At 37.8% G+C, this 21,248-nt stretch carries 22 protein-coding genes and 1 other RNA gene; 10 read left to right on the plus strand and 13 right to left on the minus strand.

The features are described 5' to 3' along the window. Positions 1-177 precede the first annotated feature (177 nt). The 5 genes from ACSC97_RS11105 to ACSC97_RS11125 all read left to right on the plus strand — a co-directional run bounded on the left by ACSC97_RS11105 (position 178) and on the right by ACSC97_RS11125 (position 6,824). A complete protein-coding gene (locus ACSC97_RS11105) occupies positions 178-573 on the plus strand; it encodes a tautomerase family protein (RefSeq protein ID WP_436660954.1) in 396 nt (131 codons plus the stop codon). 44 nt (positions 574-617) lie between these two features. Further along, positions 618-1,136: a hypothetical protein gene (locus ACSC97_RS11110; RefSeq protein ID WP_436660956.1), complete on the plus strand. Its 519-nt coding sequence runs from the start codon at positions 618-620 to the stop codon at positions 1,134-1,136. Between the two features lie 122 nt (positions 1,137-1,258). Continuing rightward, the gene (gene mfd / locus ACSC97_RS11115; protein WP_436660958.1) at positions 1,259-4,720 is read left to right on the plus strand and encodes a transcription-repair coupling factor; all 3,462 of its coding nucleotides are present in this window, start codon (positions 1,259-1,261) and stop codon (positions 4,718-4,720) included. 181 nt (positions 4,721-4,901) lie between these two features. Continuing rightward, the gene (locus tag ACSC97_RS11120) at positions 4,902-5,336 is read left to right on the plus strand and encodes an HIT domain-containing protein (protein ID WP_004912054.1); all 435 of its coding nucleotides are present in this window, start codon (positions 4,902-4,904) and stop codon (positions 5,334-5,336) included. Positions 5,337-5,384: 48 nt separating this feature from the next. Then, positions 5,385-6,824: an adenylate/guanylate cyclase domain-containing protein gene (locus ACSC97_RS11125; protein WP_436660960.1), complete on the plus strand. Its 1,440-nt coding sequence runs from the start codon at positions 5,385-5,387 to the stop codon at positions 6,822-6,824. Positions 6,825-6,914: 90 nt separating this feature from the next. On the opposite strand, the gene fdx is transcribed toward ACSC97_RS11125, so the two are convergent. The 8 genes from fdx to ACSC97_RS11165 all read right to left on the minus strand — a co-directional run bounded on the left by fdx (position 6,915) and on the right by ACSC97_RS11165 (position 13,038). Next, a complete protein-coding gene (gene fdx / locus ACSC97_RS11130; protein WP_004912046.1) occupies positions 6,915-7,253 on the minus strand; it encodes an ISC system 2Fe-2S type ferredoxin in 339 nt (112 codons plus the stop codon). A 17-nt stretch (positions 7,254-7,270) separates the two neighbouring features. Then, positions 7,271-9,130, minus strand: coding sequence for a Fe-S protein assembly chaperone HscA (hscA, locus tag ACSC97_RS11135; RefSeq protein WP_436660963.1), 1,860 nt, complete (start codon positions 9,128-9,130; stop codon positions 7,271-7,273). 38 nt (positions 9,131-9,168) lie between these two features. Continuing rightward, on the minus strand, positions 9,169-9,687 hold the full coding sequence (hscB, locus tag ACSC97_RS11140) for a Fe-S protein assembly co-chaperone HscB (RefSeq protein WP_004954963.1): 519 nt from the start codon (positions 9,685-9,687) through the stop codon (positions 9,169-9,171). Positions 9,688-9,772: 85 nt separating this feature from the next. Beyond that, complete coding sequence (gene iscA, locus ACSC97_RS11145; RefSeq protein ID WP_004912036.1) at positions 9,773-10,093, minus strand: iron-sulfur cluster assembly protein IscA; 321 nt, start codon at positions 10,091-10,093, stop codon at positions 9,773-9,775. A 31-nt stretch (positions 10,094-10,124) separates the two neighbouring features. Next, positions 10,125-10,511, minus strand: coding sequence for a Fe-S cluster assembly scaffold IscU (gene iscU, locus ACSC97_RS11150; protein WP_125297772.1), 387 nt, complete (start codon positions 10,509-10,511; stop codon positions 10,125-10,127). Between the two features lie 78 nt (positions 10,512-10,589). Continuing rightward, complete coding sequence (locus tag ACSC97_RS11155) at positions 10,590-11,807, minus strand: IscS subfamily cysteine desulfurase (protein WP_436660966.1); 1,218 nt, start codon at positions 11,805-11,807, stop codon at positions 10,590-10,592. Between the two features lies 1 nt (position 11,808). Next, complete coding sequence (locus tag ACSC97_RS11160) at positions 11,809-12,282, minus strand: Rrf2 family transcriptional regulator (RefSeq protein WP_004912027.1); 474 nt, start codon at positions 12,280-12,282, stop codon at positions 11,809-11,811. Between the two features lie 108 nt (positions 12,283-12,390). Then, complete coding sequence (locus tag ACSC97_RS11165; protein ID WP_416701586.1) at positions 12,391-13,038, minus strand: hypothetical protein; 648 nt, start codon at positions 13,036-13,038, stop codon at positions 12,391-12,393. Positions 13,039-13,247: 209 nt separating this feature from the next. Between ACSC97_RS11165 and ACSC97_RS11170 the strand changes: the two genes are divergently transcribed. The 3 genes from ACSC97_RS11170 (at position 13,248) to ACSC97_RS11180 (ending at position 16,154) form a co-directional block, all read left to right on the plus strand. Continuing rightward, positions 13,248-13,703 carry a phasin family protein gene (locus tag ACSC97_RS11170; RefSeq protein WP_004912022.1) on the plus strand — a complete coding sequence of 152 codons (456 nt, stop codon included), beginning with the start codon at positions 13,248-13,250 and terminating at the stop codon, positions 13,701-13,703. Between the two features lie 167 nt (positions 13,704-13,870). Next, on the plus strand, positions 13,871-14,143 hold the full coding sequence (locus tag ACSC97_RS11175) for an HU family DNA-binding protein (RefSeq protein ID WP_004878739.1): 273 nt from the start codon (positions 13,871-13,873) through the stop codon (positions 14,141-14,143). A gap of 139 nt (positions 14,144-14,282) precedes the next feature. Beyond that, positions 14,283-16,154 carry a SurA N-terminal domain-containing protein gene (locus tag ACSC97_RS11180; RefSeq protein WP_004954952.1) on the plus strand — a complete coding sequence of 624 codons (1,872 nt, stop codon included), beginning with the start codon at positions 14,283-14,285 and terminating at the stop codon, positions 16,152-16,154. Positions 16,155-16,212: 58 nt separating this feature from the next. On the opposite strand, the gene ACSC97_RS11185 is transcribed toward ACSC97_RS11180, so the two are convergent. Beyond that, on the minus strand, positions 16,213-17,076 hold the full coding sequence (locus ACSC97_RS11185) for a YbgF trimerization domain-containing protein (protein WP_004954950.1): 864 nt from the start codon (positions 17,074-17,076) through the stop codon (positions 16,213-16,215). A 325-nt stretch (positions 17,077-17,401) separates the two neighbouring features. Between ACSC97_RS11185 and ffs the strand changes: the two genes are divergently transcribed. Continuing rightward, positions 17,402-17,498, plus strand: an RNA gene (gene ffs / locus ACSC97_RS11190) — signal recognition particle sRNA small type. A 10-nt stretch (positions 17,499-17,508) separates the two neighbouring features. Here the strand turns inward: ffs and ACSC97_RS11195 are convergent. The 4 genes from ACSC97_RS11195 to ACSC97_RS11210 all read right to left on the minus strand — a co-directional run bounded on the left by ACSC97_RS11195 (position 17,509) and on the right by ACSC97_RS11210 (position 20,361). Continuing rightward, positions 17,509-17,991: a regulatory protein RecX gene (locus tag ACSC97_RS11195; RefSeq protein ID WP_233738980.1), complete on the minus strand. Its 483-nt coding sequence runs from the start codon at positions 17,989-17,991 to the stop codon at positions 17,509-17,511. A gap of 46 nt (positions 17,992-18,037) precedes the next feature. Beyond that, positions 18,038-19,084, minus strand: a complete 1,047-nt coding sequence (gene recA / locus ACSC97_RS11200) for a recombinase RecA (protein WP_436660971.1) — start codon at positions 19,082-19,084, stop codon at positions 18,038-18,040. Between the two features lie 160 nt (positions 19,085-19,244). Then, on the minus strand, positions 19,245-19,673 hold the full coding sequence (locus ACSC97_RS11205; protein WP_004912009.1) for an RNA-binding S4 domain-containing protein: 429 nt from the start codon (positions 19,671-19,673) through the stop codon (positions 19,245-19,247). After that, positions 19,657-20,361 carry an HAD-IA family hydrolase gene (locus tag ACSC97_RS11210; RefSeq protein ID WP_436660973.1) on the minus strand — a complete coding sequence of 235 codons (705 nt, stop codon included), beginning with the start codon at positions 20,359-20,361 and terminating at the stop codon, positions 19,657-19,659. The genes ACSC97_RS11205 and ACSC97_RS11210 overlap by 17 nt, the downstream gene beginning before the upstream one ends. 11 nt (positions 20,362-20,372) lie before the next feature. On the opposite strand from ACSC97_RS11210, the gene ACSC97_RS11215 reads away from it, so the two are divergent. After that, complete coding sequence (locus tag ACSC97_RS11215; protein WP_004912003.1) at positions 20,373-21,230, plus strand: 3'(2'),5'-bisphosphate nucleotidase CysQ family protein; 858 nt, start codon at positions 20,373-20,375, stop codon at positions 21,228-21,230. The last annotated feature ends 18 nt before the right edge of the window (positions 21,231-21,248 follow it).

A 21,248-nucleotide genomic window follows, 5' to 3' on the forward strand; every position in this document is an offset into this window, starting at 1 on the left:
TAAATGGGTAGAGTACAGGTTGCTGTAGAAGCATGTTTAATTCGTCTAATCACAGATACTTTATAAAGCATTTTAATACTTTTTTGAATCTGTCAATGCGTAAGTCCTATAAATTTAGTCTAATCAATTGATAGAAAATATAAATATTCATTCATGGTGCTTGTTTGGGAGAGTAAAATGCCGAGTGTTCTTATTGAGGTAAGGCAAAAATATACATTAGAAGTGGAGCTTGGAATTATTGAAGCAGTGCATTCTGCTTTGATAGAGTCGTTTAAAATTATGCCAAATGATCGGCATCTACGTTTAGTCACGTATGAACCACATCATTTTCAGTGTCCACCAGAAAAGGAAAAACCAGAGTTTTTTACACACATTACCATTGATTGTTTTGTAGGTCGCTCATTAGAAACCAAACGTTTACTGTATAAAACGATTGTAGATAACCTAGAACCATTTGGTGTACCAAGAGATCATGTTATGATAATAATTCGAGAAATTTCAACGGATAATTTTGGAATACGAGGTGGTCAAGCTGCATCTGATATTGATTTAGGGTTTAAAATTGATGTTTAGAAGGAGTTGGATTTAATTACAATATCAAAATTGAAGATGGATTGATGACATTAAAAGCACTTTTCGTAGAAATTTACTATACTGATTACTCTCAAGATCTTACTTTAAGTAAAATCGCAGAATATACAAAAGCACATAAGGTTGTAGAGATAGAGTACTTTGAACTTTTTGATCACGATGCTGATCACAAATCTCTTTTGTTAGGGTTGATACAAAAAGTAGATGTAAATTTTTCAGTGAATTCAATTGAGGCCGAAATTTTAGCTGCTCATTACTTCCTAAATGTTCTAAAGAAATATAAAGTGGGTGAAATACGACCCTTTGAATTATGTAAAATTTTTAACAAAATAGAAGCCGATTTTATGGGGGCTCCACGTAATTTTGATCCGAAAATTGTATATTATCCCTCATGGCTGGGTGATTTATATGATGCTTGTGACTGGTGTGATGAAACATGGACTCATGATAATAGTCCTCATCTTCTTATTGAAGTAGAAAAGCAAATCCATAACATTAAAAATTGGTTAAAGAATCCTGTTTTAAATAATAGTGACTTTCGATAGCAATTCTATTTGATTTACTCAATACATAACTTTGCATTAAGGATAAGCCAAAAAATTCCTATTAGTAAAAAAACATCATGCTAAACTAAGCCACTTGTCCTTTAAATTGCACGATTTTCTCTATGTTTCAACAAGAAATCTCTCAATTAAACTTACAACAATTCAAAGCTGGCGAAAAACGCTGGATTGGTTCGCTACTTGGATCATCTGCTGCACTACTATTCAAAGAAATTGCCACTCAGAATTCTAATTTATATGTAATTGTTGCACGAAATAATCAACATCTTGCACAGCTTGAAAGTGAGCTTGAATTTTATGGCATAAAACCAACAATCTTTCCTGACTGGGAGATTTTGCCATATGATCGATTATCTCCGCACCAAGATATTGTCTCCGAGCGTCTGGCTATTTTATCTAATATGCCACAAAAGGGGATTTTATTAATTTCTGCTAGTACTTTGGCTCAACGTGTTGCACCTTACTCATGGGTTGTTGGTGAGCATTTTGATATTAAAGTTGGTCAAAAACTTGATTTAGAAGCACAGAAAAAACAATTAGTCCAAGCAGGTTATCGCTTAGTTGATACTGTTTATGATCATGGTGAGTTTGCAGTTCGTGGCAGCATTATGGACATATATGCATCAGGACAAGATCAACCTATTCGTATCGACTTATTTGATGATGAAATTGAAAGCCTGAAGTTCTTCGATCCTGAAACGCAAAGAACAACTGAATCATTAAAAAATTTTACTGTATTACCTGCTAAAGAGTTTCCTCTCAAAGAAGGTAGATCAACATTCCGAGATCGCTATGCGGAAAGTTTCCCTACCGCAAATCCCAAGAAAAATCCTATCTATCAAGATGTACTCGAAGGTATAGCAACACCAGGGTTAGAGTTTTATTTTCCTTTATTTTTTGATAAAAAGTTAATGGAAGCGCAAAGTATGTTAACGACATACTTACCAAAGAATTGCGTTGTAATTACAAATAATGAAGTTGAAGATGAATTAATTAGTTTTTGGAAGGAAGTCGTTCGTCGTTACGAAGATCGTCGTCACAATATTGATCAACCGATCCTTCCTCCTGAAGATCTATTTTTAATGCCTAATCATGTTTTACAGGCATTAAATCAATTTCCAAGAATTCTTGCTTCGGCAGATACTTTCGACGAGAAAGCTGGTGTTCTAAATTTATCAGCAGAGCAACCTCCAAAACTCGCTGTAGATCCTAAAAAAGAGCAGCCTTTTCAAGCTGTTAAAAATTATATCGATCAAATTGAATTTCCTGTGCTTTTAGTCGCTGAAAGTGCAGGACGACGCGAAACTTTAAAAGATGCGCTGCGCTCAGTTTTAGGAGAAATTCAAACAGTCGATAGCTTTGCTCAATTCCAAAAGGATAAGCTAAAAGTTGCGATTACCAGTGCTCCTTTAGACCGTGGTTTACTTCTCACAGATCAATTATCAGTTATATCTGAAAATCAACTTTACGAACACAGAGTTGTTCAACGTAGACGAAAACGCCAGCAAGAAGTCTCCGAAGAGTTTTTAATTCGGAGTCTAACCGAACTGAGTATAGGTGCGCCTGTCGTACATATTGATCATGGTGTTGGACGTTATGCGGGATTAGTTACCTTAGAGATTGATCAGCAAGATCATGAGTTTTTACAACTTGATTATGCTGATGGGGCTAAGGTCTATGTTCCTGTCACCAATTTACATTTGATTAGTCGCTATAGTGGTGGAGATCCTGATCTTGCGCCTTTGCACAAGTTGGGTACAGATACATGGAGTAAAGCTAAGCGCAAAGCTTTAGAGCAAATTCATGATGTAGCGGCTGAGTTATTGCATATACAAGCTCGTCGGCAATCAAAACCAGGTTTTGCGTTTGAGCTAGATCACACGGCATATATGCAATTTGCAAGTGGCTTCGCTTATGAGGAGACACTAGACCAAGCCAATGCGATTGAATCAACTCTTCATGACATGCAACTTGCGAAACCTATGGATCGTTTGGTTTGTGGTGATGTTGGTTTTGGAAAAACTGAAGTTGCAATGCGAGCAGCCTTTGTGGCAGTACAAAACAATAAGCAAGTCGCAGTTTTGGTGCCGACGACTTTACTTGCACAACAGCATTATGAGTCATTCAAAGATCGCTTTGCGGATACAGCAGTTCGTATCGAAGTTTTATCACGTTTCGGAAGCAACAAAACGCATCTAAAAATCATTGAAGATTTGGCTGATGGCAAAGTTGATATCGTGGTCGGAACCCATAAAATTCTGCAAGAAAATGTTCAGTTTAAAAATTTAGGTTTAATGATCGTCGATGAAGAACATCGCTTTGGTGTGCGTGATAAAGAGCGTATCAAAGCACTTCGTGCCGATGTGGATATGCTTACGCTCACAGCAACCCCAATTCCTCGTACCTTGAATATGGCATTCTCTGGAATGCGTGATTTATCTATTATTGCGACGCCACCAGCACGCCGTTTAGCCGTAAAAACTTTTGTTCAAGAGCATACGGATGACTCTGTGAAAGAGGCAATTCTGCGTGAATTATTGCGTGGTGGACAAGTCTACTTCTTACATAATGAAGTCGATACAATCGAACGAGCTGCAGAAAGTATTCGAACCTTGGTTCCAGAAGCTCGTGTAGCAGTTGCTCATGGACAAATGCATGAGCGTGAACTTGAACAAGTCATGCAGCAGTTCTACCACAAAGAATATAACGTACTGGTTTGCTCTACGATTATAGAAACGGGTATTGATGTACCGAATGCCAATACAATCATTATAGAACGTGCCGATAAACTAGGTTTGGCCCAGTTGCATCAACTTCGCGGTCGTGTTGGGCGTTCACATCACCAAGCCTATGCTTATTTGCTCGTACCATCACTCAAACATTTGAAAGGTGACGCTGAAAAACGTTTAGATGCAATTCAAAGAGCTTCAACACTTGGTGCTGGTTTTATGCTGGCGACAGAAGATTTAGAGATTCGCGGTGCTGGTGAGCTCTTAGGTGAGCAGCAAAGTGGTTCAATGCAAGCAATTGGCTACAGCTTGTATATGGAGATGCTTGAAAAGGCAACTAAGGCGATTCAAAAAGGTAAAACTCCTAATTTCGATGCTCCGCTTTCACTTACTGCTGAAATTAACTTACATATGCCAGCATTGATTCCAGATGATTATTTGGGCGATGTTCATCAACGCTTATTGTTCTACAAGCGTATTAGTAATACAGACACACAAGAGAAACTGGATAATATCCGAATGGAGTTGATTGACCGTTTTGGTATTCCACCTCAAGCAGTTAAACAGTTGTTCAGCGTTCATCAAGTGCGTCTTAAAGCGGAACAACTCGGAATTACAAAAGTCGATGTGAATACAAACGGTGGGTATATCGAGTTTTCTCCTGATACACCTGTACAAGCAATCAGTATCATTCAGTTGATGCAGAAGAATCCAACTCACTATCGTATGGAGGGGGGTCAGCGATTGAAATTGACAGTTCATTTGTCAGAATATGAAGAGCGTATCGAGTTTATTGTGACTTTGTTGAACAAGTTGTTAAGTGAGTTGAATGGCTAATTAGAAAATCAGATTTGAGGGGAGAAGTATCATTCGATACAGAATCATTTTTTGGTCGGATGATGCGTTAATAACTGAGGAAAATCATTGTTATTTGTAATCAAACAGGTTACTAATAATATTCACATCACAACTGATGTGATAGTATTGACCATTATTATTTTGCATCATTTATAAAGATATGTTTAGTTTGCATCCACAACTTGCTCAAGATACATTTTTTGTAGGCGACTTTCCGCTTTCAACATGTCGTTTAATGAATGATATGCAATTTCCTTGGCTAATTCTTATACCACGTGTTCCTGGAATCACTGAGTTATATGAACTCAGTCAAGCCGATCAGGAACAATTTTTACGTGAATCGAGTTGGTTGTCTAGTCAGCTTTCTCGCGTATTCCGTGCTGACAAGATGAATGTAGCGGCACTTGGTAATGTTGTACCACAGCTTCATTTTCATCATGTTGTACGTTATCAAAATGATGTTGCGTGGCCTAAACCAGTTTGGGGTACTCCAGCTGTACCATACAGCAGCGATGTTCTTGCTCATATGCGTCAAACCCTTATGCTTGCATTACGTGGTCAGGGTGATATGCCTTTTGATTGGCGCATGGACTGATTTAGTCAAGAGGATTGTAGGTCTTCTTAGATAAGGAAGGAGTAGAGGGTGCCACTAGATAGGTTAATCGATAAAGAACCTAGACAGTTCGCTTATTTCCATCGTTTGATGGGGTATTCGATTTTGTCATTAATTTTGGTTATTTATACTTTTACTTCTTCTAGCGCTAATCACCAACTCTATATTCTTCCAATTTTATTAGTTTTCTTTTTACTGTCTCCTAAGCTTGAAAAATGGCTTCAATACAAATTTGATCGTGATACAGAGAAGAACGTTTTATTTGGCATAGAAGCTGTTATCGTTGCCATTGTTTTAGCTGGATTACATTTAAGCCTAGTACCTACATTTACAATCCTGTTTGCACTACTTTATGTAGGTTTAAACAATAAAATTACTTTGCCAGTAGCATCATTAATTATTTTGATTGGTGTGCTGACCTTTTATTTTTCAACATTTTTTATATTTGGTGCGGAAGAATATTTTGAACCGACTAATCCTGAACTTACAGTGGTGAGTTTACTTGGATTGATGATGTTCATTGTGATTGGTAACTACTATCAATATCGTCGTTTGAATATTCTAGGTCAGCAACGTCAGCATTATCATAATCAAATGACTCGTTATATTGCCTTTGCAAATCAAATAAGTCGTTATGCTCCATTACAGTTGTGGCAGTCGATTATGCGTGGCGAGGCTGAAGCTAAAATTGAATATAAACGGAAAAAATTAACGATCTTCTTCTCAGATATTCAAGGTTTTACAGAGCTTTCTGAAAGCTTAATTCCAGATGATTTAGCTTTCTTATTAAATGATTATTTAAGTCATATGACGGAAATTGCAAAACAGTATGAAGCAACCGTCGATAAGTTTATGGGTGATGCGATCCTGATTTTCTTTGGTGATCCAAACTCTCAAGGCGTAGAACAAGATGCGAAGTCTTGTGTTGAAATGGCTATCGCAATGCGCCAACAGATGAAATTGCTACGCGAACGCTGGAAAAAAATGGGTTATCCAGCATTACATATTCGCATGGGAATAAGTACGGGATATTGTCACGTTGGAAATTATGGTGCTTCACATCGTATGGCATATACGATTGTTGGTCGTGATGTAAATCTGGCAGCCCGTTTGCAATCAGCTGCTGAAGTTGATGAAATTTTGATTGCAGATGATACACATCAGTTAATTAAAAATGAATTTCTGTGTGTTCCTAAAGTGCCGATCTATTTGAAAGGGATTCAAGGTCCTGTGAAAACATGGCAAGTCATGGAGAAATTCACAGGCAAAAAATCAGATACACAAAAATGGTTTGATTTCGAATATAAGGGTTTTCATTTGGTGCTGAATTTTGAAGAAGTACAAAATTATGAATACCCTGAGCTGGTAGAAATTCTAGAGAAAATGATTCAGAGAATCAAAACACAGCAAAAAATTACTAATGCACAAGGCATTCCACGTTTAAATCTCGATGATGAGGTTAAACAATAGATTATTTTTTTCTTCTGTATTGCAAAACTCTACCACATAAAAAAACTCCTCATTTAGAGGAGTTTTTTTATGTCACTAATTTTTGAAAATTTAGTGATTTTCTGAAGCATGGTTGATTGTGTATTTAGGAATTTCAATTTCTAAATCTTCATCAACAATTTCAACTTGACACGAAAGGCGAGAGTCTGGCTCCAAACCCCATGCACGGTCAAGTAAATCGGCTTCCACGTCATTCATTTCTTCGAGGCTGTCAAAACCTTTACGGACAATGACGTGACATGTGGTACATGCGCATGACATATCGCATGCATGTTCAATTTTGATGCCTTGCTTAAGTAAGCTTTGGCATAAATTTGCATTTTTTTCCACTTCGAATTCTGCACCTTCAGGACAGAATTGAGCATGAGGGAGAACTTTAATACGTGGCATATTGATCACCTATACCTTTAGTTTGAGTTTGACCAATCTTCGAGTTTTGTACCCTTTAAGGCATGGTCAATATGTCGATTCATACGAAGTGCTGCAAACGCATCGCTGTGAGTTTTAAGTTGTTGAACAGCATTTTCAATTGCTTCTAACTCATTAGTTTTTAAGCGAGCTTTAAGTGCTTCTGCAGCAAGAATTAAATCACGAGCTTGTTGCTGAGAAAGTAAATCTTTATCAGCTTTTAAAGCTTGTTCTAGAGCTTCTAATTCACGTTCTGCTTCAACTTTTGTTTCTTGCAAATGGCGAAGTTGTTTATCTTCTTCAGCATGCTGGAAACCTTCAATTAATAGACGTTCCGTATCTGCAGCTGATAAACCATAAGAAGGTTTGATATCAATTTGTGCTTGAACACCAGAAGTTGTTTCTTTTGCAGATACTGTTAGTAAACCATCAGCATCAACTTGGAATGTAACTTCAATACGCGCTTGACCAGCCGTCATCGGTGGAATGCCATGCAAAACAAAGCGACCTAGTGAACGACAATGTTCAACTAAATCTCGTTCACCTTGTACGACATGAATCAGCATGGCAGTTTGTCCATCTTGATAAGTCGTGAATTCTTGACGGCGAGCTACAGGAATTGCTGTATTGCGCGAAATCAAACGCTCTACCAGACCACCCATAGTTTCTAAACCTAATGAGAGTGGAGTAACATCAAGCAATAAAGAGCCATCTTGGCTGTTACCGATGAGCTGATTTGCTGTGATTGATGCACCAATTGCAACTACTTCATCTGGATTAATTGTACATAAAGGTTCACGTTTAAATATATCGCGAACTGCTTTTTGTACTGCATAAGAACGAGTAGAACCACCAACTAAAACAACATGTTCAATTTCATCTAATTCAAGTTTTGCATCGCGTAATACGCGTTTACATACACTGATTGTTTTATCGAGTGCGACCTGAATGATTGATTCAAATGTTGGACGATCCAAAACTAGACGATCATCGAATAATTTTAATTCAGCAGATTCATGATCAGTGAGTTGTTCTTTAGCTTGGCGTGCAGCAACGACAAAAACTGCGTACTCTTCATCACTTAGAGTTTCAATGCTAAGCTGTTTTTTTGCCCACTTCACGATTAAGCGGTCGAGGTCATCACCACCTAATGCAGTATGACCACCTGTGGCTAATACTTCAAACACACCTTGTGAGAAGCGCAAGATAGATACGTCAAACGTACCACCACCTAGATCATAAATTACATAATTACGATCTGTACTGAGATTGGCATCCTGATCTAAACCATAAGCAACAGCAGCAGCCGTTGGTTCGTTGAGTAAGCGTAGTACATTTAAACCAGCTAATTGAGCAGCATCACGAGTCGCTTGACGTTGTGCTTCATCAAAATATGCAGGAACGGTAATAACTGCACCATTAACTGGATTTTTTAAGCTTGCCTCTGCACGTTCTTTTAATTCTTTTAAAATCTCAGCGGAAATCTCAACAGGTGTTTTTCGACCTGCAGCAGTTTCAAATGCTGGCATTTCATTTTCAGCACCAACAAGCACATAAGGATGTTGGAATTTAATATCTGCTTGAGAACGTCCCATGAAACGTTTAACAGAAACAATTGTATTTTTAGGATCAGTCAACATGAACGGCTTAGCTTCATAGCCGAATGTAGTTGTATCCTTTGCATAATGAACGATAGAAGGGAGTAAAACTCGGTCTTTATCGTCTTGTAGAACTTTCGGTTTTCCCGATAGCACTGTCGCCACTAAAGAGTGGGTTGTTCCTAAGTCTATACCGATCGCAATTCGATGTTCGTGCGGCGCAGTAGATTGACCAGGTTCAGCAATTTGCAAAAGTGCCATGCGTGAGGTATCCCTTGAAAATAATTGGTAACGGCAGACTAAAAATCATCATCTAAGTCGAAGCTATCCTCTTCGTCTAACATGCGATCTTCGGCTTTATCAATATCGTTCATTACGCGTTGGAAAAAGCGTAATTTACGTACCGTATCACGAGCTTCAGCCCAATCTTCGTCAGCATAATCAATTTTGAATTCGCGGACTAATCCATCAATCCATTGTTGAACGTCTACTTTTAATGTACGTAATTGATCTGTTGATCTAGCCTCATCAAGTTGCTCGCGCATCTCAAGTGCTGATTGTAGAAATTCAAAATCACTGATGGATTGATCAAGATGGTGATCTTGCTTTTTTAAGGCAAGTAAATATGCAGCACGACTATCAACTTGTGAAAGTACTTTAAACGCTTGATTGATTTCACTTGACTTAATTAACGCCTGATCTTTGTCAGCAGCTTTATCTGGATGATATTGCTGTTGCAAATTCAAAAACTGTTTTTTTAAAGCTGCCAAATCTATATCGAGTGCTTCGGGTAATTGGAACAACTCAAAATGATTCATGGGAGATGAATTCCGCTATTTATAAATACATTAAAACAGTGCGGAACACACTGTTTTAATGAATAAAAAAGAGGGTGATATGATTTTAGACTGTAAATGATTCACCACAGCCACATTCACCTTTTTGATTTGGGTTGTTGAACTCAAAGCCTTCATTTAGACCATTTTTAACATAGTCCATCTCTAAACCTTCGAGATAAACTAAGCTTTTAGGATCCACAAAAACTTTAACACCGAACTGCTCAAATACTTGATCATGTGTGTCAACATCATCAACAAACTCAAGTACATAAGCTAATCCAGAGCAACCCGAAGTTTTCACACCAACACGAATGCCTTCACCCTTACCACGATTCTGTAGGTAATTGCTGATGTGAGTCGCAGCATTTTCAGTTAAATGGATCATGAAAACTCCAATGTGTTACGTCGTTAAACTATTAAGCTTTCGCTTTTTTGCCACGATAATCTTCAATCGCAGCTTTAATCGCATCTTCAGCCAATACAGAGCAGTGTACTTTTACTGGTGGAAGAGCAAGCTCTGTTGCAATATCAATGTTTTTGATTGCTTGAGCTTCATCAAGAGTTTTACCTTTTAACCATTCAGTTACAAGGGAACTTGATGCGATTGCAGAGCCACAACCATAAGTTTTGAAGCGAGCTTCTTCAATTACGCCATTTTCATCGACTTGGATTTGTAAGCGCATTACATCACCACAAGCTGGTGCACCGACCATACCTGTACCAACGTTTTCAGCATTTTTATCCAAAACGCCCACATTACGAGGATTTTCGTAATGATCAATTACCTTTTCACTATAAGCCATTTCGCTTCTCCAAACCTCGGGGTCAGCCTAATATTAATATGAGGGTTAAAACACGTTTTTCAATTCAAGTTCAATGAATTAGTGTTCAGCCCATTCAACTGTTGAAAGGTCGATACCTTCTTTGTACATATCCCAAAGCGGAGAAAGTTCACGAAGTTTCTCAACAGCAGCTTTGGTAATTGTCAATACGTGATCGATATCAGCTTCAGTGGTGTACTTACCAAAGCTAAAGCGAATTGAACTATGTGCCAATTCATCAGATAAACCTAGAGCACGTAATACATATGATGGTTCTAGTGTTGCAGAAGTACATGCAGAACCACTTGAAACGGCTGCATCTTTCAACGCCATCATTAAAGATTCACCTTCAACAAAGTTGAAGCTGACATTTAAATAATTTGCAACGTTTTGAGTAGGGTGGCCATTTAAGAAAACTTGTTCTAAGTCTTGTAAGCCATTCCAAAGTTTGTCGCGTAATTGGCGTAGACGTTCTTGTTCAGCATGCATGGTTTTACCAGCAATTTCGAACGCTTCACCTAAACCAACGATTTGATGTGTTGGTAAGGTACCAGAGCGCATACCACGTTCATGACCACCACCATGCATTTGCGCTTTTAAGCGAACGCGTGGATTACGACGAACATATAATGCACCGATACCTTTAGGACCATAAATTTTATGACCAGAGAAACTCATTAAATCGATTTTCATAGTTGAAAGATCGATATCAACTTTTCCAGCAGCTTGAGCGGCATCTACGTGGAAGAGTGTTTTATTCGCACGTGTTAATTCACCGATTGCAGCAACGTCAGTAATTGTACCAATCTCATTATTCACCATCATAAGTGAAACAAGGATTGTATCTGGACGTAAAGCAGCTTTTACCATTTCAGGTGTAATTAGACCTGTACGTGGTTCTGGCTCGAGATAGGTGATTTCAAAGCCTTCTTCCTCAAGCTCACGACATGGGTCTAAAACAGCTTTATGTTCAATTTTACTTGTAATAATGTGCTTGCCTTTTGAACCATAAAACTGAGCGATACCTTTGAGTGCTAAGTTATCAGATTCAGTCGCACCAGAAGTCCACACAATTTCACGTGGATCAGCTTTGATAAGATTAGCGACTTGTTCACGCGCGTATTCAACTTTTTCTTCGGCTTGCCAACCATAAGCATGCGAGCGGGATGCAGGATTACCAAAAGTCCCTTCGAAGGTTAAGCATTCCATCATACGTTCTGCAACTTCAGGAAGGACAGGAGTGGTTGCTGCGTAATCAAGATAAATTGGACGTTTCATGTCAAATACCTGTAACCGATAAAAGAGCTGAGTCAAAGCTTGTAGAGTTTTGGCGCAGGGCGACAGTTTGTACATTGTCGCGTGCAATCAAATCCGCAAGTGTGATTTTGGCGAGATAATCGGCAATATGGTGGGAGAGTTCTTGCCATAAGTCATGCGTTAAACACATTGCACCATTTTGGCAATTTCCTTTATGGTCGCAACGAGTCGCATCAACAGTTTCATTTACAGCTTCGATGATTTCTAGCACTGTGATCTCACTTGCAATACGCGCAAGATGATATCCGCCATTTGCACCACGAACGCTTGAAACTAACCCATGGCGCTTAAGCTTTGCGAATAATTGTTCGAGATAAGCGACAGAGATGGATTGGCGTGCTGCTATTTCCGCAAGCGTGATCGTTTGTTCAGTTGGCTGCAAAGCTAAATCAAGTAGAGCAGTCACTGCGTAACGACCGCGAGTTGTAAGACGCATGATTCGGTACACATGGTTAGACTAGATGTCTAAATTTTATGAATTCCGACTAAAATAGTCAAGTTTTTTAATTGCCAATATGTGTGTGAAAAGTGAAATATAAAGTTTTTATTGTATCCACATATTATACACAAAAAAACCAATCAAAATAAAGCTAAATACAGCAAAGCTGATATTGATCAAGCGTTGGCGCTTTTGGAGTCTATGGATTCGATTTTGATATTGTTTTACTTCCACGAGTAATGAGTTTATTTCAGAGCGTTGTTGATCAATTTTATCTAGCAAGGGTGCAATTCTTTGCTGAGAAGCTAAGGTTTCAGCATCATCATCGAATGCACTAAACCACTGTTTCCAGTTAGCAAATATGCTTGGGAGTGTCAAATGCGGTGCTAAATCTAAAAACTCTTCGGCAAGTGAGATTTCACCTAAAAGTCGCATGTTGTGAATGCTGCGCTGATTATTAAACACAAATATTTTAGTAAGATCGATCAGCGTACTATTGATTTCAAGATCAATTTTTCGATCTAAAGACTGCATATCAAATAGCAATCCTTTGTCTGTGAACTGAATATAAAAATCAAAGAAAGGGATATAGCTATTGATACGTAAAGTCACACGCTGGTCAATAAATCGTTTCGCCTGTAGACGAAGTGCTGAATCATGAGTCAGGATAAATGAGAAAAAAGTTTCTAAAACAATGATAACAAAGTTTAGCAACAAATGAGGATGTCTATGTCTTTGTTGCGTTTCACTCATGAGTCTCTTTTTCCTTACCAGTCAATAGATATAACCATAAAGCATATAAACTTGAGCATCCTTGCTCAATGATTAATATTAATTTACATGACTTTGTAGCTTTGTAGAACAGTTTTTTAAAACGATCAAGTCTTAACTTTGATATTATAAAAACATTTTTATGGTTAAATACGACATACTGTTTGTAAAGTGCTTAGGAGCATTGGTCTATGGATAACACTAACCTTGAAAATTCAGGTGAAGAAGCCGAGGTAAAAACCAAATTAAAATCAAAGAGTTCTAAAAAATCTGCTTTGGATTTCAAAAAATATACACAACAAATTTGGCTGGCAGGTTTAGGTGCATTTTCACGTGCTGAAGAAGAAGGAAATAAATTATTTGACTCGCTTGTAAAAGTTGGCGAAGAGCTTGAGTCAAAAACTGTTGATTTCGCAGATAACACCGTTGGGAAAGTCACTGAAAAGGCAAAAGAGTCTGTGACTGACACTAAAGACAAAGTAGAAAAAATTTTAGATACAGGTGTAAATCACTCTTTAAATCGAATCGGTTTGGTTACTCCTAAAGATCTACAGCATATTGAACAGCTTTTGGTGCAGCTTCATATCAAAGTTGATGCTTTAATTGAAGAAAATAACCAATTAAAGGCCAAATTGAATAAAAAGTAAAAAAACTCCTGACGCTCGTCCGTTTATGTCGTATTTCAGTATTTATTTTGGTTAAAACGCCTTTCTAGTATTGCGTTCTCCCCTAAAGCATTGCTATAAAGGCGGCATGGCCTTTTAAACTATAGCCTTGGATCTTAACAAACGATATTAAGAGGATATTTTTTATCATGAATAAATCAGAATTAATTGATGCGATTGCTGAAAAAGGGGGAGTATCTAAGTCGGATGCTGGTAAGGCACTTGACGCAACAATTGCATCGATCACTGAAGCACTAAAAAAGGGTGATACGGTTACTTTAGTCGGTTTTGGTACTTTTAGTGTTAAAGAGCGTGCTGCTCGTACTGGTCGTAATCCTAAAACTGGTGAAGAGCTACAAATTAAAGCTAGCAAAGTACCAAGTTTTAAACCAGGTAAAGGTTTGAAAGATTCAGTTGCGTAATCTTTTTAAATCAATAAACGCACCATCTCGGGTGCGTTTTTTATTTATCGAATGAAAAAGTTGATTTGAGCTTTATTCTGCATTCATTCGCTTTTATTTTTCAGTTAAAATTGCCCCGAAATAAAATATTGGAATTCTCATGGAATCTTTTCGTACACTCATTAAGGGTTGGCTTGGCAAAGTCCTTCTAGTTTTGTTTTTGACCCCTTTAGCGCTTGTAGGTATTGAAGGATATTTTAGTGGAGGCAATAAAGCAGATGTTGCAAAATCTGTAAATGGCCAAGATATTTCTAATAAAGAATTAGAAACAGCAACTAAAAATTATAAAGATCAATATTTATCCTTAGTAAAGGGTGATGAGTCTCTTTTGAACCTCTCTCTTATTCAAGAAAAAGCATTAGATGCACTGATTGCTCGTAGCTTGTTACAACAACAAGCAGAAAAACTAGGGATTTCCTTAAGTGATACGCAACTTGAGCAAATGTTGGCTCAACAACCTAGCTTTCAAGAAAACGGACAATTTTCACAAAAGCTCTATGAAAATTATCTACGCTCTGTTGGTATGACCAATCAAGGCTTGATTGCTAGTCTGCGTCAAGACCATGCTTTAAAAATGATTTCATCGACATTGATGGATTATGCTTTGGTAAGCAAATCTGATTTACAGCAACTTGCTAATTTACAAACAGAACAACGTACTTTGCATTTAGCCAGCATTAAGTTAGATGATTACAAAAAGGGTATTACTGTTTCTAATCAAGAAATTGCAGATTATTACAACAAGCATAAAAACCAATTTAAACAGGTTGCTAATGTTGATGTGGATTATGTGGTTTTAACACCAGCATTATTGCCACAAGCAAATGTAGCTCCTTCTGAAGCTGAGTTACAGCAGGCATATAAAGCATTCGTTGATAAACAACAGAAAGATGTGAAGCGAGAAGTTAAACATATTCTGATTACAACGGATTCAAGAGATGCAGCGACAGCTCAGAAATTGGCAAATGATGTATACGCTAAAATTCAGTCAGGCATGTCATTTGCTGATGCTGCAGCACAATTTTCAGAAGACCCTTCTTCTAAAACACAAGGTGGTTTGGTTGAAGCTTATGCTCCTGGTGTGTTTTCAGCAGACTTTGATAACGCTGTTAATTCTTTGAAGAATGGTCAGATTTCTAAACCAATTAAGACACAGTACGGTTATCATATTATCGCTGCAAACGCTCCTGCCATTGATATTCCATCGTATGAAGCAGAAAAACCGCGCTTAATTGCTGAAGTGCAGAAAACAAAACAAGCCAATTTATTTAGCGATACAGTGAATAGTCTAAATGAAATGGTTGTGGGGAATGATTCATTAGATGCCGTGGCTCAAGAAGTTAAAGGCGTTCGTGTTGAATCTGCTAAAGGTGTTACTTTAACAACGCAAAATCCTTATTTAAGCGATTTAAATGTAAAAGCAAAATTGTTTAATGATGATGTAAAAAATGGTGATCGCAATGCATCATCAAGTATTCAATTAGCAAATGGTGATACGATCTGGATCAAGGTGCGTGATTATCGTGCTGCTGGAGTCAAGACACTTGCTCAAGCAACTGCTGAAGTCAAAGCTAAGGTGATTGAGGAAAAAGCATATAAGGCTGCCCAAGCGAAAATCGCATCAACTTTAGCTGAATTTAAGACTCAACCTGCTGCACAAGTTGTTGCAAAGTCAAAAATTATTTTTGAGGATGCAGGTACTTTTGCTCGTTCACAAGGTTTAAAGCGTGCTATCGAGCGCGCAGCGTTTAGTATCCCTGCGCCAACTAAAGAAGGCATGTGGTCAGTTACAACGACTCAACTACCTAATGAGTTGGTAATTGTGGCGGTCTCTACGGTGAATACAAATGCCGCAAGTGCTTTACAACCAGAACAGTTGAATGAGTTAACGAAGTTATATCAGCAGTTCCGTGGTCAGCAGATTTTAGAGGACTATACTGAGTATCTAAAATCACAAGCAAAGATTAAATAAGACTTAAGCAAAAAACCAGTTCAAATGAACTGGTTTTTTTATAGGTAAAAGTTTTAAATTACTTCTTCTGAATAAATTTTGCTTCTTCTGTTTGTGGGTATTGGCTTATCAGCTTGTTTTTATACTGATTGGCTAGAGCTGTATTTTTGTCCACTTCTTTAGCAATGCTATACAGTTGGTAAATCGCTCTTGGTGCTTTAGCAGAGTTTGGATAACGTGTAGCCACGATATTGTAATTCTGTTTTGCAGCTTTATAGTCAACAGGCTCTACAGCTAGATAAAATTCAGCTAACCAAAAATATGCATTTCCAACATAAATACCATTCGGATGATTTTTAATAAAGTTTTGCATCGGTTGGATCGCTTTTTTTGCTCCACCTTGTTTGTAAGCATCTAAAGCAACGGTATATGCAGCTTTTTCTAATTCGATTTGAGCGTTTGTTGTATTCGTGGTTGCAGTATTTTGTGTTGCCTGTACCACAGGTGTAGATGTTGAATTAGTGGTGTTTTTAGGGGGGGCTGGTTGTATTGTATTGGCTGGAGAAGGAGGTTCTGATTTTGGTGCTGCTGCAGCTTCTGCTGTTGACTCTGTTGTAGCTTCCGTTGTTTCTTCAGGTGGATCAATTTTTTGTGATAAAAGTTCTAAGCGTTGATCTAAGTCTGTATATCGATTAGCTAATTCTTTCTTTAATAGTTCAATAGAGTTTTCATGCTCTTCCAATTGACCACGTAATCTACGAACTTCTTCTTCGAGCTTCTGATTTTTCTGAATCAAATCCCAGTTTAGATTTGTGCTTACGGGTGCTGAAGTTGTGTTGTCATTAAATTGTTGGCTTAACGCACGAGATTCAATAGGAATATTTGCATACAAATGTGTACTGCTAAGTAGTGCAATAAAAATTGCAGAATGCTTTTTTAGCATGAAAATTCATCCATAAAGTTGAAAATAAAGCTGTGGGGTGAATAAGCTTTGTTTTTTACTTGAGACACACCAAACAAACATTTTTAGATTTAGCCATTAAAACAGCAACACATTTAAATGCAATACGTGTTTACAATCTTCAAGCACTTTTGGAGAAAATACGTTTTGTTTTGTATAAACATTAAACAAATTATAATGTTCTCAACGAGACAAAAAACATAGTTGGTGTTGATTTAAGCAGTTGAATCAAAAACTGAATTAAAAATGGAGACAAGCCTTGCAACTCCAATAAAAATCTCTATACTTTGTCAGGCAATGGTAGCCCTGCTGGTAGCTTCGCAATTGTACTCTATGAACCCCGCCAGGACCGGAAGGTAGCAACGGTAGTAGATCTATGATGTGCCGGAGTCTTGCTGGTAGGGTTGCCACCAATTATTCTTCATCGCTCGTTCGAGCAATCGCTTTCATAATTACACTTATATCAAATCCTCTATACTGCAAAAATCGAATTTGTTTTGCCTTGATCTTTTGATCTTTTGAAACCTCAGTACCAAATTTTTTGACTTTTAGTTGATATGCTTGTTCTAACCAATCAACTTCTTTTAATTCTTCTGTAATAAGCTCTTCATCTAATTGTTTTGCTTTCAAAGCTTGTTTTATGCGTTGTAGACCTTTTCCTTTGCGTATTTGACTAGCTAAGGTTTGCTCAGCAACACGTTGATCGCTTTGATAGTTATTTACTGCTAGCTCTTCGACGAGTTTTGCAACTTCATCAGGATTAATCGCATATTGATTTAGTTTTGCTATAAGTTCTGCTTGCGAATAATCGCGACGAGTCAGTAAGGCAAATGCATAAGAGCGAAGTCTTTGACCTGTGAGTGTTTTAGGTTTTTCTGTTTTCTCAGAATTAAACAAGTTTTATATCCTCATGAAAGAAAAACGCCCCGAAGGGCGTTTCAGTTTAACTTTCTAAAAAATCTGGTTCTTCTACATCTTCTGTAGGTGCTGCTTCAGGATTGTTTTTGGTGAGTAATTGCTCGCGAACAACCTTCTCAATTTCAGCAGCTATTTTCGAATTCTCTTCAAAATAACGAATTACGTTGTTTTTACCTTGTCCGATTTTGTTGCCTTGGTATGAGTACCATGCACCCGCTTTTTGAACAATATCTTGTTGTACGGCGAGGTCTACTAACTCACCTAGTTGATTAGTTCCTTTACCGTACATGATTTGGAATACTGCTTCGCGGAAAGGAGGTGCCATTTTGTTTTTTACAACTTTGACTTTAGTTTCAGAACCAACGATTTCATCGCCTTCTTTAACTTGTCCAATACGACGGATATCTAAGCGCACTGACGCATAGAATTTAAGTGCATTACCACCTGTGGTTGTTTCTGGACTACCAAACATCACACCAATTTTCATACGAATTTGGTTGATGAAGATCACCATACAGTTAGAGCGTTTTGCGTTACCAGTGATTTTACGCAATGCTTGGCTCATCAAACGAGCTTGTAAGCCCATATGAGAGTCACCCATTTCGCCTTCAATTTCAGCTTTTGGTGTTAATGCTGCAACTGAGTCGACAACGATTAAATCAATTGCACCTGAACGAACGAGCATATCTGCGATTTCAAGCGCTTGTTCACCATTGTCGGGTTGAGAGACTAGTAGGTTGTCAATATCAACGCCTAATTTGTGTGCATATTGTGGATCAAGCGCATGTTCAGCATCGATGAATGCACAAGTACCACCATTTTTTTGACATTGAGCAATTGCTTGCAATGTCATTGTTGTTTTACCAGATGATTCAGGACCATAAATCTCAATAATACGACCTTTCGGTAATCCACCAATACCTAAAGCGATATCTAGTGTTAATGACCCTGTAGATACAGCTTCAACTGCTTGTACAGTATTGTCACCTAAGCGCATCACAGTGTTTTTGCCAAATTGTTTTTCAATCTGGCTTAACGCAGCTTGTAACGCTTTACTTTTATTATCATCCATCTCAAAACCTCAAAACTTTATATTCTTAACGACTAACCCAAGTGGATGTATTGAATCTCAACTTGTTGGGACTTGAGTATAGTGGCAGATTCTAGTTGTTTATTCTACATCTGACCTGCGTCAATACGACACAAGATGACGCACCTTAAATTAGAAAAAATTACTCATCATGATAAGACCATGATTGAACATTTTCTTGTTTAAAACGATTGATATCACGACGATCTTTTTTGCTTGGTCGATGATCAGGTCGGGCTAGATTATGCAATTTTCGTTGCGATGCATGCAACTCTCTACGCTCAATACTTTCAGTTGTTTCTTCATAGAGTAACTGAGCCATAGGAGCACCGCCACGTATAGACGATAGGGCTTTGACGATGACAGTTTTCTTGTCAAATCCTTGTTGAATGGTCAGTTCCATTCCAACCCGAACATCTTTGGATACTTTGACGCGTTCATTATTGTGATGAACTTTACCACCTTCAATGGCTGCTTTTGCGATGGAGCGTGTTTTGAAGAAACGAGCAGCCCAAAGCCATTTATCAATTCGCATGGCTTCCATGCTTTCTGGTTCATGCTGTTTTGGCATCTGTTACCTGTAAATGGGTTTCTAGACAATCAAATAAATCAGTGAGTTCATCAAGTGCGGGGTAAGGAAGTTCATTGGAATTCCTTGCAGCTTTGCTACTTGATGGTTGTACTATGCTAAATAGTTTTGAAATTCCAAAACTTTCTGCACCTTTCAATACGGCAACTGTATCATCAATAAAAATTGCTTTCGTTGGATCAAATGGATGCAGTTGCTGAAGTTCACGCCAAAAAGAAACATCTTCTTTTGCGTATCCTAATTCTTCACTACTAATCATAAGTTCAAAGTAAGGGCTCAGTGCAACATTTTCAAGTTTTAGCTGTAATCCTGCTTTATCCGCGTTAGTCAGTAACCAACAACGATAGCCTTTTTGTTTGAGTTGTTCTAATAATTCAAAGCAACCGGAACGCGCTTTGATTTTTTCTCGATGCTCGTATTGGAGTTGCAAAACATCTACTCCAACTTTTGTAGTCCAGTACGCAGAAGAATACCAAGATAGTGTATGCTTATGTTGTTGGTAAAATTGAAATAGTGTCTGTTTACTCTGTTCTAGAGTGCATTGATGTACTTGAGCATGGCGTTCAGGTAGACACTGATTCCAAATAAAATCATCAAAGGCTAAATCGAGTAATGTGCCATCCATGTCGAACATGGCAATAGGCTTTTGCTGTAAATCTGAATATGACATAAGGTTGGTCTATGTTTATAAAAACGCTCGCTCCACAAGATGACTTGATTATGCAACTTGTTCCAATTATGGCGCAGGCTAGTCAAATATTGTTGGAAGAATACCAAAGTTATTGTGCTGGTTGCGAGTTTAATATTCAGGAAAAAAGTGATGATTCTCCTGTGACTCAAGCTGATCTAAAGGTAAATCATTTTCTACTCAAGCATTTGGCAACGATAACACCGCAATTACCTGTCTTATCTGAAGAGAGTGATTATTCTGAGCGTAAGTCATGGAAAAAATGTTGGATGCTTGATCCACTAGATGGAACGAAAGAGTTTATACATGAGCGTGATGAATTTACGACTAATTTAAGTTTGATCGAAGACCATCAGACAACTTTTGCGATTATTGCAGTGCCTTGTGAACAGGTCATGTATATCGGTTATCGCAATCAACTTCCTTATAAATACAGTTTTAGCCGTAATGAATGGTTTCAATACAAAATAGAAGAACATGACTTAAATACGCCTCTCCAAATTGGATTAAGTCACAACAGTAAAAATCCTAAATATCAAAATTTTATTCAACCATTACTTAAACATCGTGCTGTTGAGCGACGTGAAGCTGGTAGTGCCTATAAGTTTTGTATGATGCTTGAAGGTGATATTGATATTTATCCACGGTTTCATCCAACATCGGAATGGGATACGAGTTCAGGTCAATCGTTATTAGAAAGCATTGGTGGTGGTCTACTGACTCTAGAAGCTAAGCCATTTTTGTATAATCAGCGAGATACTGTTCTTAATGGTGGCTTTATCGCATTTAAAGATCAGTACTGCAAAAAAATTGCATATGAAGCATTACAGCATTCTGGGATTTTAGATTGAGAGTTATATTACCCATGT

Source organism: Acinetobacter sp. P1(2025) (genome assembly GCF_051390655.1).
Taxonomy (GTDB): domain Bacteria; phylum Pseudomonadota; class Gammaproteobacteria; order Pseudomonadales; family Moraxellaceae; genus Acinetobacter; species Acinetobacter junii.